11 protein-coding genes are annotated in these 12,625 nt (G+C 49.7%); 10 read left to right on the top strand and 1 reads right to left on the bottom strand.

Annotated elements, in window-relative coordinates; translation table 11 throughout:
• Positions 1 to 93: 93 nt before the first annotated feature.
• From ACFSUC_RS18910 to ACFSUC_RS18875, 8 genes are all read left to right on the top strand, one after another.
• On the top strand, positions 94 to 1,749 hold the full coding sequence (locus tag ACFSUC_RS18910; RefSeq protein ID WP_379931210.1) for an S-layer homology domain-containing protein: 1,656 nt from the start codon (positions 94 to 96) through the stop codon (positions 1,747 to 1,749).
• Between the two features lie 312 nt (positions 1,750 to 2,061).
• Positions 2,062 to 2,757 (top strand): response regulator, encoded by a 696-nt coding sequence (locus ACFSUC_RS18905; protein WP_379931209.1) that lies wholly within the window; start codon positions 2,062 to 2,064, stop codon positions 2,755 to 2,757.
• Between the two features lie 10 nt (positions 2,758 to 2,767).
• The gene (locus ACFSUC_RS18900; protein ID WP_379931208.1) at positions 2,768 to 3,082 is read left to right on the top strand and encodes a helix-turn-helix transcriptional regulator; all 315 of its coding nucleotides are present in this window, start codon (positions 2,768 to 2,770) and stop codon (positions 3,080 to 3,082) included.
• Positions 3,076 to 4,929: a sensor histidine kinase gene (locus tag ACFSUC_RS18895; RefSeq protein WP_379931207.1), complete on the top strand. Its 1,854-nt coding sequence runs from the start codon at positions 3,076 to 3,078 to the stop codon at positions 4,927 to 4,929. Before ACFSUC_RS18900 ends, ACFSUC_RS18895 begins: the two co-directional genes overlap by 7 nt.
• 128 nt (positions 4,930 to 5,057) lie before the next feature.
• The gene (locus ACFSUC_RS18890; RefSeq protein WP_379931206.1) at positions 5,058 to 6,362 is read left to right on the top strand and encodes an ABC transporter substrate-binding protein; all 1,305 of its coding nucleotides are present in this window, start codon (positions 5,058 to 5,060) and stop codon (positions 6,360 to 6,362) included.
• An 83-nt stretch (positions 6,363 to 6,445) separates the two neighbouring features.
• Entirely contained in the window at positions 6,446 to 7,339 is an 894-nt protein-coding gene (locus ACFSUC_RS18885) for a carbohydrate ABC transporter permease (protein WP_379931205.1), read from the top strand.
• A complete protein-coding gene (locus ACFSUC_RS18880; RefSeq protein WP_379931204.1) occupies positions 7,329 to 8,153 on the top strand; it encodes a carbohydrate ABC transporter permease in 825 nt (274 codons plus the stop codon). The genes ACFSUC_RS18885 and ACFSUC_RS18880 overlap by 11 nt, the downstream gene beginning before the upstream one ends.
• 64 nt (positions 8,154 to 8,217) lie before the next feature.
• Positions 8,218 to 9,225, top strand: coding sequence for a glycoside hydrolase family 130 protein (locus ACFSUC_RS18875; RefSeq protein ID WP_379931203.1), 1,008 nt, complete (start codon positions 8,218 to 8,220; stop codon positions 9,223 to 9,225).
• A 123-nt stretch (positions 9,226 to 9,348) separates the two neighbouring features.
• Here the strand turns inward: ACFSUC_RS18875 and ACFSUC_RS18870 are convergent, their stop codons facing one another.
• Positions 9,349 to 10,137, bottom strand: coding sequence for an MBL fold metallo-hydrolase (locus ACFSUC_RS18870; RefSeq protein ID WP_379931202.1), 789 nt, complete (start codon positions 10,135 to 10,137; stop codon positions 9,349 to 9,351).
• A gap of 182 nt (positions 10,138 to 10,319) precedes the next feature.
• On the opposite strand from ACFSUC_RS18870, the gene ACFSUC_RS18865 reads away from it, so the two are divergent.
• Positions 10,320 to 10,790: a MarR family winged helix-turn-helix transcriptional regulator gene (locus ACFSUC_RS18865; RefSeq protein ID WP_379931201.1), complete on the top strand. Its 471-nt coding sequence runs from the start codon at positions 10,320 to 10,322 to the stop codon at positions 10,788 to 10,790.
• Positions 10,791 to 10,952: 162 nt separating this feature from the next.
• On the top strand, positions 10,953 to 12,173 hold the full coding sequence (locus ACFSUC_RS18860) for an aminotransferase-like domain-containing protein (RefSeq protein ID WP_379931200.1): 1,221 nt from the start codon (positions 10,953 to 10,955) through the stop codon (positions 12,171 to 12,173).
• The last annotated feature ends 452 nt before the right edge of the window (positions 12,174 to 12,625 follow it).

Here is a 12,625-nt window from a genome sequence, read left to right as displayed (position 1 = left end):
CTTGACATTCACATAGGTGCTGCCGCTCTGGAAGGTGGGCGGCACCTTTTTCAATCATGAGGAATGAATACAATGAAGATGGAGGCATAAGCGATGAGACAGACAAATAAACGAAACAGACTATTGGGTTTGACCCTGAGCATGGGGCTGATGCTGAGTATGTATCCGGGACTCCCTGTCACGCCTGTTCAGGGGGCTGAGACCGGACAGGAAGCGAATGCGACGGCTCAGACAGCAGAGCTTACAGTTCAGGCAGGCGCAACCTCCAACGGAGTGGTCACCATTTCGGGCACCCATTCCCTTGGAAGCGGACAGTACGTGACGGTACAGGTGCTGAGTCCATCCGGTCAGATTGTGTATCTCGATCAGACTGTGAGTGAAGAAGGCGGAGCCTACACGTTCACATACCGACATGCGGACATGCAGACAGGGACGTATTCGGTCTATGTCAATGGGGCGGGCAGCAGTGAGCGTCAGCTCGCATCCTTTACGTTCCAGGCTACTTCGGGGCCGGTTGTTCCAACGAATCCACCCGGACAAACAGATGGCGGGTCTGCGGACCCGGAATCTGACGATCTTGCAACTGAACTGGAAGCGGGAACAGGAAAGGCAAAGGCGAGTGTATCGCGTGACGGACTGGAGAAGTTGTTTGACAAAGTACAAAGCGATGCACGGGGCAAGAAGAAAATTAAGCTGAAGCTTCAGCCTGTCCCAGGTGCCAAGCGCTATGAGCTGGAGCTGCCAGCTTCCGAATTCGTAGCGGGCAGCCGTGACCGGATGGTGGAGATCCAGACAGAGTTTGGCGCCGTGACGCTGCCAGGCAACTTGCTCACAGCGGAACAGGTATCTGGATCAGATACGTTTGCCTTTTCGATCGAACCGGTCGATTCGTCAGCTCGCAGTGAGCGTATGAAGGATAATCAGGCGCTGATAGGGGAAAGACCAGTCGTGGATCTGACTTTCCTGATCAATGGCAAGGATGCCAAGTGGCATAATAGGGACACAACCGTGCAGGTTGCCATTCCATATACACCGGGAGAAAATGAACAGGGCCTGGCAGAATTTCTGATGATCTGGTATGTCGCGGAAGATGGCCAGATGGTGCCCGTGAGCAGTGGTCACTATGACGCCAACGAGCAGATGATGAGGTTCCAAACCGATCACTTCAGCACGTATGCGGTCGGGTTTCAGCCTAAGAGCTTCGGGGATTTGAACGAGGCGGTTTGGGCCAAACACGCGATTGAAGTGATGGCGGCCAAGGGGATTGTGAACGGCGTGTCGGAGACGTCCTATCAGCCAATGAAAGAAGTGAAACGTGCAGACTTCCTCCTGCTGCTGATGCAAACATTGGGACTGAATATGACGTACACGGATCAGTTTGCGGATGTGGATCGTTCCGCTTATTATGCCGATGCAGTGGGTGCTGCGAAAAAGCTGGGCATTGTCCACGGTACGGGATCGGGCTTGTTCCATCCCCAGCAGCAAATCTCCAGACAGGACATGATGGTGATGATCAACCAGGCGATGGCAGTGGCCGGACACCTCTCATCCGAAGGGGACAGACAAGCACTCGATGCATTTAAGGATGTCGATCAGATCGCCGCTTATGCGCTTGACAGCGTCTCTGTTCTTGTAAAGGAAGGGATCGTAAGCGGAAGCAATGGACGGATTCTTCCAAAAGGACAGGCGACAAGAGCGGAAGCCGCGATGCTCATGTACCAGATTTATCAGCGGATCTATACCAATTAGGATACTCGCATATGTATACCAATCGTGGACACGGACTAGGTTTCGTGTTCACGATTTTTTGGTCTGTGAATGATGCACATCGCGCAGAGAGCGGAAGATCGAAGCAGGGTTTGGAATATCGAGGAAGGGATCATAAGATTGGAGTAGGGATCAGAAAATTGGACAGGAGAGAGAGCGCCAATCATGATAAAATAAGAACAGGCAGCATGCAGACTTGCATGTCGCTCTGCAGGCAGCCATACATATTGCAAGCAAACCTGGATATACCTTGGAGACGAACATCATGAAAGAGACGCAAAGGAGGAGTCCAAGATGTATGAAGTCATTGTGGCAGAAGATGAGGTTTGGATTCGACAGGCACTGGTGGAAATGATTCAGCGAACATCATCCTACCAGGTGATCGCAGAAGCGGTGAACGGGGAACAGGCCTGGGAATTGTTGCAGCAGCATACCCCTGCTATCCTCATTACCGACATTATGATGCCCGTTCAAGACGGGTTATGGCTTATGGAGAAGGTTCAGGGACTGCCTTACCCTGTTGAAACGATCGTAATCAGTGGCTATGACAACTTCAGATATGCCCAGAGCGCCATACGCTTCGGCATTCGGGAATATTTGCTCAAACCCGTCAAGGAAACGGAGCTGCTGACGGCCCTCGATCATGCGGTGGAGCGATTAGAGGCACATACCGGGTGGAGGAAGCAGTGGCAAGAAATTCAGGCATTTTTGGATACGCTTTCATCATCTTCCCGCTCTGCGTCCAGTCAGGAACTGCATCGTCTGCTTCGTTCTATTCTCTATGACGATGCATGGACAACGACAGAACGGAGAAATGTTCTGCGCCTTTTTTCAGGACGATTCAATCGGCTGATCTCGGAGCATGACAGGGAATTTAGCCCGCTGCCATTGGTGGACAGTACAGATTTGGAGCAGATGGTCAAGCATTTCAAGACCTTGCTCGAAACAATGGTTTCTGCGCGTTTCTACGCAACCGGTTATCGATCATAATACGGTGTTGATGCAGGAAATCTGTACCTATCTGTCCCAACATTATCGAACGTCCCATACCCTCAGTGAGATGGCTGCGAGAGCACATATGAGTATCTCTCACTTTTCCAGTGAATTCAAAAAATATACCGGGAAAACCCTGGTTCAATATGCCAATGATATCCGCATTGAGAAAGCGAAGGAACTGCTGCAGGAACCGGATATCAAGATTTATGATATAGCCGATCTGGTCGGTTACAGCACGATTTCGTATTTTAATCGAGTGTTCAAGGAGTCTGTCGGGATTTCCCCCAGTGATTTCAGACGGAAAGTCGGCTTATGCTAGGCCGGATTCGGTTTCTGCCCCGCCATTTTACCATCCGATCGAAGATGATCATCGCTTTTATTGCCGTCAGTCTCATTTCCGTGCTGATGATGTCGATCATTTCGAAAAATGTATATACCGACAATGCCGTTCAGGATTTCAAGCGAATTTCAGATTCTGCGGCGAGACAGCTTCATGATCAGCTCAATGATTATTTTCTGCAAATCAAATATACGACCGAGGGCTTTATCGGAGACCGACTGGTCCAGAACTGGCTGAACGGCAGCCTTCCTCCGATGTCGGCAAAAATGGAGAAGGCCGTGGAGGAGAAGATTGAAGAGGAATTGACGTTTTATTTGCTCTCCTCTTGTCGGGAATGCTTCGGTATTTTCCTCGTCACTCCGGATCAGCGCATGATTTCCTATACCCATTTGCCGGTCAAGCTGGCCAATACGGAACAGAATCATTGGATCAAGGAACCTTTTACGGATTCAACCAAAGTGCTGGCTATGCATGAATCCCACCTGCTATCCAACCGGGACATTCCGGTTTTGTCTCTGCTGCTGCCCGTTTTCAGTATTGAAAATGGCGCACTGATTGGCCGCATCGTCATTGATATTCATTTTGACGAAATTGCCCATATGTTCTCCAATTCCATACTGGGCCCGGCGGGGACGCAATTCGTGGTCGATGCGGATCATACCATCGTCTATCATCCCAGACAGGAGTGGATTGGACGGCACATCGCCGAGACAGAGCTGGCTGCGCTGGATATGGATGCCGCGATAGATCAGCAGAGCCTGCTCCAGCAGTGGAAGGGGAATCAGATGCTCGTTGGCGTGAGCAAGATGAAGCAGACGGGCTGGAAGCTGGTCTCCATGGCGCCTTTGTCAGAAATGGCACCAGGGATTGAGGCAGCCAATCAGGCGACGCTGTATGTGACGCTGTTCGTGATTATGCTGATTCTGATCGTCGTTCCGATTATGTCGAACCGGTTTGTCCGTCCGATCCATCGACTGGTGCGCGTACTGGGGAAGGTAGAGAAGGGTGACATGCAGGCGAGGGTGACGGTGCAGCGGGGCAGAGACGAGATGCAAATTCTGAACTATCGCTTCAATCGGATGCTCGATCAGCTGGATCATCTGGTCCATACCGTATCGGAAATGAAGGTGAAGGAAGTCGAACAGCTGCTTCGCCAGAAAGAAGCCCAGATTCAATCGCTGCAGCATCAGATCAACCCGCATTTTCTCTATAATACGCTGGATATTATCAAGAGCATTGCGTATCTTGGCAAAAATGAGATCGTGGTGGATATGACGCATCATTTGGCAGATTTTTATCGGTATACATCGAAATCGAAACAGATGGAAGTGCTGCTTCGCGATGAGCTCAATCATCTGAAAACGTATTTGGCCATCATTCATACCCGTTTCCCGACAGGCTTCCACAGTGAGATCATTGTCAATGAACGTTATCTCAACGGCTATGCGGTCAAGCTGACCCTGCAACCGATCGTGGAAAATGCGGTTAAATATGCGGTGGAACCGGCTGGTGGAATCGGAACGATTCGAATAAACGCATATGAAGTACAGAACGATCTGGTGTTGGAGATTTCAGACAATGGGAAGGGAATTCCGGCGGACAAGCTTAAGGAGCTGGAACAAAAGCTGGATGAAATGAACCAGCATCGATCGGGCCAGTACATTCAGGATCGCTCACTGGGCATAGCCAATGTCCATGCCCGAATTCGCTTGAAGTTTGGCCCGCCATACGGTGTACAGATTGCTTCCTTTCCCGACCGGGGGACGGTAGTGTCGCTGCGGATTCCGTATACGAAAGGGCAAGATGAGACAGAGAAGGACGCATAAGTGACCATGCGTCCTTTTCTGTGAAAAGAAGACTGAGAAATTGTACAAGAAATCAGAATATCATGGATTTGGCCGGACAGGGGTTTGCGCTATATTGAGAGTAACCAAACGTAAAGGAGCAGATGAACATGAAAAAGTGGAGCGCATTTCTGCTAGTCATCGTTTTCATGATGAGCGTGCTGTTGACCGCATGCGGAGGCAACAACAATAACAATGGGGCGAATAACAACTCGTCATCCAATGCAGGGGGCAATCAAGCAGATAGCAAAGAAGAGGTAGAGCTGAATATCATTAGCTGGCGTACAGAAGACAAAGCCTTTTATGATGAAGTTCATGACATGTTCATGGAAGAGTATCCACACATTAAACTGAATGTGGATGTCGTGCAGTTCAAGGATTATGATCAGTTGCTCAATGCCAGAATGGCGACGAATTCCGTCGATATCGTTTCTGGTAACTACAAGCAGGATGTGAAGAACCCGACCCGCAGTGAAATGTGGCTCGATCTTTCCGGGGAAGGCATTCTGGACAACTTCCAGGAAGATGTCGTTCAGTTGCTTGAATTTAACGGCAAGCAGCTTATGGTTCCATGGTTCAGCCTGACTTTCCCTACATTCTACAATACGCAGATTTTTGAGGAATTGGGACTGGATGTACCAACAACCTGGGATGAGTTCTTAAGCGTATCCGATCAAATTCAGGCAGCAGGGATTGACCCGATTGTGTTTGGCGGCAAGGACCAGTGGCCAGTTAATATGATTATCATTCAGCTGGAACAATCTCTGGTAAGAGGACCAAAACCGAATTTTTATGAGAACATGAGAAGTGAAGAAACCAAATTCAGTGATCCGGAATGGGTGAGTGTGTATGACCACCTGCAGCAGTTGAGTGCATACTTCCAGAAGAATGCAGCGGGTATGGCTTATTCCCAGGCTCCAGGTCTGTTCGCACAAGGTAAGGCAGCGATGATGATTGATGGCTCTTGGGCAGCTTCCTCCATCCAGGATGCGAATCCGGAATTTGAAGTAGGCGTCTTCAACTTCCCTGGCTCCGACAATAAAGAGTGGAATCAGAATATTTCAGTCAAAATCAACGATGGTTGGTTGATTAACAAAAATACCGAAAACAAGGAAGCGGCTCTGGCCTATCTGGAATTCTTCTCTCGCAAGGATATCTACCAGAAGTTCATTGACTTCACCAAAGCCTTCCCTGTACAAGCGGATGTAACGATGGACGATCCACTGGCTACGAAAATTCTCGACCTGATGAACAGTCACAATCAGATTACGAACTGGGAAGAGCTGAACGTGCCAGGTGCAACGATCAGTCCTGACAAACAGGGTATCCCGATTATTCTCAACGATATGACACCGGAAGAAGCAGCAGAGAAAATGCAGAAAGAGTTCATCAACAGCAAAGAGAATTGGGAATAGGCTCATCTGAGCACATTGCCAGCATGACAGCAGGAGGCCCCAGCAGGTGAAGGGCCTCCTGCAACCAGAGAGGGGTGGGGAAGATGGGCATAGGAAGTCGAATACAGAAATTTATGCCCCTGATGGCCATACTGCCTGCATTGACCTTGTTTACGATGTTTGTGTTGTTTCCGACCATCGGGAACCTGTATTTTTCATTTACGAACTACAACGGGAATATCGATTCATTTGACTGGGTCGGTCTGAAAAACTACGAGTATGCCTTTACAACAGATCTCATCAATGTTGGAGATACGATCAAGGTGACGGCAATCTTTTGTATTCTGGTCACGTTGATACAGAATGCGCTTGCGGTAGTATTGGCTGTACTTGTCAATATGAAATTGCGTCTAAGAACGTTTTACCGATCAGTTATTTTTATGCCGAATATCTTGGGTGTCGTGGTCACGGGCTTGATCTGGACGCTGTTGTTCGATCCGTATTCTGGTCCCGTCGTCAAGGGTTTTGAAATGTTTGGCAAGGATACCGCATTGCTCGGTGATCCCGAAATGGCGATTTATCTTGTCGTCTTCGTTCAGGTGTGGATGTCCGTCGGGTATGCGATGATCCTCTACATTGCGGGCTTGCAGGGCATTTCGGCGACCTTGTATGAATCGGCGCGCATAGACGGCGCCTCTTCGTGGAAGTCGTTCCTCCATATTACACTGCCGATGCTGTGGCCGATCATTACGGTCAATCTGATGCTCAGTGTGATTGGAAGTCTGAAGTTGTTTGACATTATTCTGGTGCTGACCAATGGCGGACCGGGGATGTCGACGATGACGATCGGGATGTATATTTTCGACAACCTGTTCAAATCGAATTTGACGCAGGGCTATGCAGCCGCTTTGTCCTTCATCCACTTCTTCATCATTGCGGTGGTTGTGGCGATCTTCTATCGATTCCTGTCAGCAAGGGGGAAAGGATATGGCTGGTAATAAACGTCTCATATCGGTCTCTGTCAATGCCGTCCTCCTGTTTGTTTCGGCCATTATGGTGGTGCCGCTGCTCCTGTTCCTCAATATCTCCCTGAAAACGAAAGAGGAGTTTTTGAAATTTCCTTATGAGTTGGCTTCTTCGTTTCAGTGGAGCAACTTTACTGAGGCCTGGCAGCAAGCGGAACTGGGCATCTACTTTCAGAACAGTTTTATTTACGCGCTGGGATCAGCGGCATTGATTGCCATTACGGCATCGCTGGCTGCTTTCCCGATTGCCAGACAGCATTTTAAGGGAGCCAATCTGCTCTATGCCATCTTCATGATTGCACTGTTTCTGCCGGGAGCGATTGTGCCGACGCTGTTTCTGATGAACAAGCTGGCGCTCATCAACACGATGCACGGCTTTATTTTACTCCAGGCCGGTGGTGGCCTGTCGATTGCAGTCTTTATCTTCGTCAGCTTCGTGAAGAGCCTGCCAAAGGATTTGGATGAAGCGGCCTGGATGGATGGCTGCGGTTACTTTCGTTATATATTCCGAATTATCTTCCCGCTGATGAAGCCGGCTATTGCCACGGTGACGATGCTGCAATGCATCGGTTCCTGGAATGACTTCATCAATCCATACTTGTACCTGCATGACAAGGAGCTACGGCCCCTTACATCTGGTGTGTATCTGTTTGTCGGCAAATTCACGGTCAACTGGCCGCTCTTGGCTGCCGCCATTATTCTCGTAGCTTGTCCGCTTATTCTGCTGTTCATCTTCCTGCAGCGATTCATTATCTCAGGGATTACGAGCGGATCTGTAAAAGGATAACAACCAGATACACCACAAAGGTGGCAGGCATCGCAAACCTATAAAAAAAGGAGAGAACCTAACGATGAAACTAAAAAAATACGAACAAAATCCGATTCTTTCTCCCAATGCGGCGAACGACTGGGAAAGTCTAGTCGTTACAAACCCAGGCGCCTATTACAAGGACGGCACCTACTACCTGCTGTATCGTGCGGCTGGAGACGATGCGGAGCATTACATTCATTTCGGTCTGGCAGAGAGCAAGGATGGCTATCATTTTGAACGGGTCTCTGACAAACCTGTACTGTCTCCAAGTCCGGACGGACCGGATGCGGGCTGTGTGGAAGACGCGCGCATTGTCGAATTTGACGATCAATTTTATGTGACGTATGCCTATCGTCCATTTCCTCCAGGCCGCTACTGGGAATTTGGCCCGGATGAGGTGCTCAGCTTTGATGTTGGGGAGCATGCGCCGTCGGTGCTGAAGAAAAACACAGCCAATTCTGGCCTGTTGATCTCCAAGGATCTGCGTACGTATCAGCGGCTTGGACGGATTACCCAATCAAGACTCGACAATCGGGATGTCATCATTTTCCCGGAAAAGATCAACGATCAATATTATATGCTGCATCGTCCGAAGGAATGGATCGGCGAGGAATACGGTTGTGAATATCCAGGTATCTGGATTTCCTGGTCCGATGATCTGATGGAATGGCGCCACGATAAACTTCTGCTCAAAGGCGAATATGACTGGGAGAGAAAAATTGGCGGCAGCACGCCACCGCTTCGTACGGATGAAGGCTGGCTTACGTTGTATCACGGAGTGGACGACGAAGGCATTTATCGGGTAGGTGTATTCCTGCTTGACCTGGCAGATCCAACGAAGGTCATTGCCCGTGCGCCACATTTTATTATGGAGCCGGAGCATGATTATGAGTGGGAAGGATTTTATAAAGGATGTGTCTTCCCGACAGGGAATGTGATTGTCGAGGATACGTTGTATGTGTATTATGGCGGCGCAGACAAGTATGTGGGCGTAGCGACTTGTCCCGTACAGGAAATTCTCGATTTCGTGAAGAAATATCCCGTGTAAGTGAGCCTGACCGGGAATGAGATTGTGGAAATGGCATCGTTGTGAATGAAATGATTGAAACAGGAAGAGAAGTCTCTGCGGGGACTTCTCTTTTTCTGTACGCAAACGGACAAGCAGCGGGGATCAGGACTGGACAACATAACGGCCATGCTCGGGAATCGCCTTTTCTTCGAAATGCTGGGCGAGTTGATCCAGTCCTTCGATTAACGCCTGTCCGGTCACTGGCTTGCCATGTCCGGTAATGGCAACTTCCGGCAGAAGAGCCGCCAGGCGTCTGACAGAGTCCCCTGCGGCGTCCCAGTTAGGCGTGAAATATGTGGGAGGTCCGTGAATTTCTTCTTGCTGCAACAGCACCGCCAGAGCAGATTCCTGCTTCACCGTAATAAAGGCATCCCCGGCTATTATGGTGCGGTCTCGTTCCCGGAACAGGGCAATATGTCCGTCGGTATGACCCGGTGTTTCAATGACAGTCCATTCGGGCAGAGTTGGGACAGACCCATCCTCCGGCAGCGCTTCAACCCTACCTCCCAGATCAATTCCTTTATGGGGATAGAGAGGGGCAAGCTCAGCCATGAGACCACCGCCTACAGTGGGATCAGCAGGCAGATAATCGGCGTCACCTTGCAGGAAAGGCAGCTCCAGGCGGTGCGCATAGACGGGAACATCCTCCCACCTAGTCAACAAGGCTTTCAGTGAACCCACATGATCAAAATGTCCGTGAGTCAGAATGATGCTTGACGGTTTTTCGGTGCCGAATCGTTGCTTGGCAGCATGGGCAATCCGGTCTGCGAATCCCGGAATGCCGGTATCGATCAAGGTCCATTGTCCCTGACTGGCTTCACCAATCATGAGAAGGTTGACGATCATGGCTCGCATGTAGTGGATATCGGAAGGGATGGAACGGGGCTGCATGTCTCTACCTCCATGAATCAGATTCTTGCATAGAATGAGCCAGATGGAGAAGGAGTATGCAGGCTGGATGGCGTTTGAGACAAGGAACGATTCGTTGACGAAAGGAGACAGTCGTTCTATGCTAGATACAGCTGAGATATTGCACCTCGTCCTCTGAAAGGCACGAGGGAGAAGGAGCGACGATGGAGCCAACTATGGAACATAGACCTGAACGAATTGAAGAAACGATTGCCTATCGGATGTACCGGACTTCCAGACTGATCCGGCATCTGCACTATATGACCTTGCAACAAAACGGATTCGATCTGTCTCCCGAGCAGTGGTTCATTCTCAACAAATTGCATGTCAAAAGTCCCCAAACGCAAATTGAGCTGGGTGAGAGTCTGATTGATGATCGACCGAATATGACCCGCTTGCTAAACGCGATGGAGAAGAAAGGCTGGGTTAAGCGGCAGCCCGATACTCGTGACCGACGCAAAATGCAGGTGCATGTGACAGAGGAAGGACTGGCGCTGATCGAAGCTTGTCTGCCTCCTGTCAAAAAGGCAAGGGAAGCGATGCGGCATGAGCTGGATGCGGCGGATTTAGCTGCGTTCTGGCGTACGCTGGATCAGCTGGATGCCAATCTGGGTAAACGGATTAAGCAGAAATGACCCGCCTCGCAGGCCGCTGCTCAAACACCAAAAAGAAAGGGAGGAGACATTTTTTCATAAATAGTTGCTTTAGCAACTAAATGGTGCTATGATGATGGCAATATCCACCTGTGATCAAGCTGTACGGCTTATAGAAAAGTAAATGGAAATGAGGGCTGAAGGATGCGTCAACTTACTTTCGCGGATCGGACCCGCCGCTATTCCTCTTCCGCTGTGCGGGATATTTTGAAAAGAACGATGGTACCGGACATGATTTCTTTTGCTGGCGGGCTGCCCGCAGATGAGTGGTTCCCGAGGGAGGCATTGCAGGAAGCGTATGCCCGAATCTTCCGGGATTCCGCATCTACGCTGCAATACGGCATCACGGACGGGTACACACCGCTTCGTGAACAACTGTGCAATTGGATGCTGCATAAAGGTGTTTCCGTGCAACCGGATCAGATGCTGCTCACAACCGGTTCTCAGCAAGCGATTGATCTTGCAGCTAGAATTTGGTTGAATCCCGGGGATGTCGTCATAACGGAGAGTCCTACCTATCTGGCTGCGCTGCAAGTATTCCAGGCTGCGGAAGCGAAAGTCATCGGAATTCCGTCCGACGAGGATGGAATGGATCTGGCACGTCTGCAGGAGGTCATGGAGCAGGTGAAGCCGAAGCTGCTGTATGTGTCGCCTACCTTTGCCAATCCAACCGGAAAATGCTGGAGCAAGTCTCGCAAACAAGCTCTGCTGGATCTGTGTCAGCAGAACGAGCTGACCATTTTGGAGGATGATCCATACGGAGAACTGACCTTTGAAAGTGGGACTCATATGGAAAGCCTGCTTTCGATGTCTGGTGAACTGGACATGGGTTCCATCATGTACACCTCGACCTTTTCCAAAACGGTTGTGCCTGCTTTGCGCACCGGATGGGTGATAGCGAATCGAGCTATTATTCAGGAGATGTCCAAAGCCAAGCAAGCCTGTGACCTGCATTCCAGCCTCATGGATCAGCAGGCCCTGAATCAATTGATGAGACATTATGATCTTCGTGCCCATATTGCGCAGCTTCGTGAGGGGTACAAGGAGCGGATGCAGGTGATGGCGGGTGAGCTTCAAGCTCTTGCCGGACCGATGTCGCCCGCTTTTGAGATTCCGAAAGGCGGCATGTTTATATGGGTCAATCTGAATCAAGCATACCGAACGGATGAGTTGCTGTCCTTTGCGATAGAGGAAGGCGTTGCCTTTGTCCCCGGCAGCAGTTTTTATCCCGATGCACCTAATCACCAGTCGATGCGGCTTAATTTCAGCCACAGTTCGCCTGAACGCATTCGAGAAGGCATGCAGCGTTTGAGAAAAGCCATGGACACGTATGCACGACAAGGGCAATCTCTCTATCATCTGTGAAGAAAGCCTGGAACAAACGAATGAGAAAGCTGTGAAGCAAGAGTTATAGCGTCATAGAGAGCCGGAGACTCGATGAAAATCGGGATTTCCGGTTTTTGATTGGCCATCTCTTTGTTGAATGAGAGCGCTTCCAGTCGATTGGACAGAACTTATGGAGAAGGGATTGATTCGCGATCAACGATATAGTATGATAAAATACAAAATTAGAAACCGCTTACAAACGATAGTTTCGCAGCGGTGACGGTTTGGACGATATGTACCGTTGGCTCTGGCAGAATGGGAAGAGCCATGTTTGAGGAAGGCGATTTGCACAGTATGAGGTGTGCAAAAAAGCTAATCAAAAGAGTCAGAATTTTCTGTGTATTAAATAAAGGAGGGATGCCACGCGATATAAATTTTTATTTTACCCGTTATTGAAAACGGTTGCACAACTGCATCCAGAACTTGCAGAA

It is taken from the genome of Marinicrinis sediminis (genome assembly GCF_042685085.1).
Classification (GTDB): Bacteria; Bacillota; Bacilli; order Paenibacillales; family KCTC-33676; genus Marinicrinis; species Marinicrinis sediminis.
The sequence above is the reverse complement of the archived record's forward strand: the minus strand, read 5'-3'. Positions and strand labels throughout refer to the sequence as shown.

Excerpts from the sequence above, each read along its gene's own strand:
- ACFSUC_RS18910 (WP_379931210.1), top strand. The coding sequence starts at position 94 with ATGAGACAGACAAATAAACGAAACAGACTATTGGGTTTGACCCTGAGC.
- ACFSUC_RS18905 (WP_379931209.1), top strand. The coding sequence starts at position 2,062 with ATGTATGAAGTCATTGTGGCAGAAGATGAGGTTTGGATTCGACAGGCA.
- ACFSUC_RS18900 (WP_379931208.1), top strand. The coding sequence starts at position 2,768 with ATGCAGGAAATCTGTACCTATCTGTCCCAACATTATCGAACGTCCCAT.
- ACFSUC_RS18895 (WP_379931207.1), top strand. The coding sequence starts at position 3,076 with ATGCTAGGCCGGATTCGGTTTCTGCCCCGCCATTTTACCATCCGATCG.
- ACFSUC_RS18890 (WP_379931206.1), top strand. The coding sequence starts at position 5,058 with ATGAAAAAGTGGAGCGCATTTCTGCTAGTCATCGTTTTCATGATGAGC.
- ACFSUC_RS18885 (WP_379931205.1), top strand. The coding sequence starts at position 6,446 with ATGGGCATAGGAAGTCGAATACAGAAATTTATGCCCCTGATGGCCATA.
- ACFSUC_RS18880 (WP_379931204.1), top strand. The coding sequence starts at position 7,329 with ATGGCTGGTAATAAACGTCTCATATCGGTCTCTGTCAATGCCGTCCTC.
- ACFSUC_RS18875 (WP_379931203.1), top strand. The coding sequence starts at position 8,218 with ATGAAACTAAAAAAATACGAACAAAATCCGATTCTTTCTCCCAATGCG.
- ACFSUC_RS18870 (WP_379931202.1), bottom strand. The coding sequence starts at position 10,137 with ATGCAGCCCCGTTCCATCCCTTCCGATATCCACTACATGCGAGCCATG.
- ACFSUC_RS18865 (WP_379931201.1), top strand. The coding sequence starts at position 10,320 with ATGGAGCCAACTATGGAACATAGACCTGAACGAATTGAAGAAACGATT.
- ACFSUC_RS18860 (WP_379931200.1), top strand. The coding sequence starts at position 10,953 with ATGCGTCAACTTACTTTCGCGGATCGGACCCGCCGCTATTCCTCTTCC.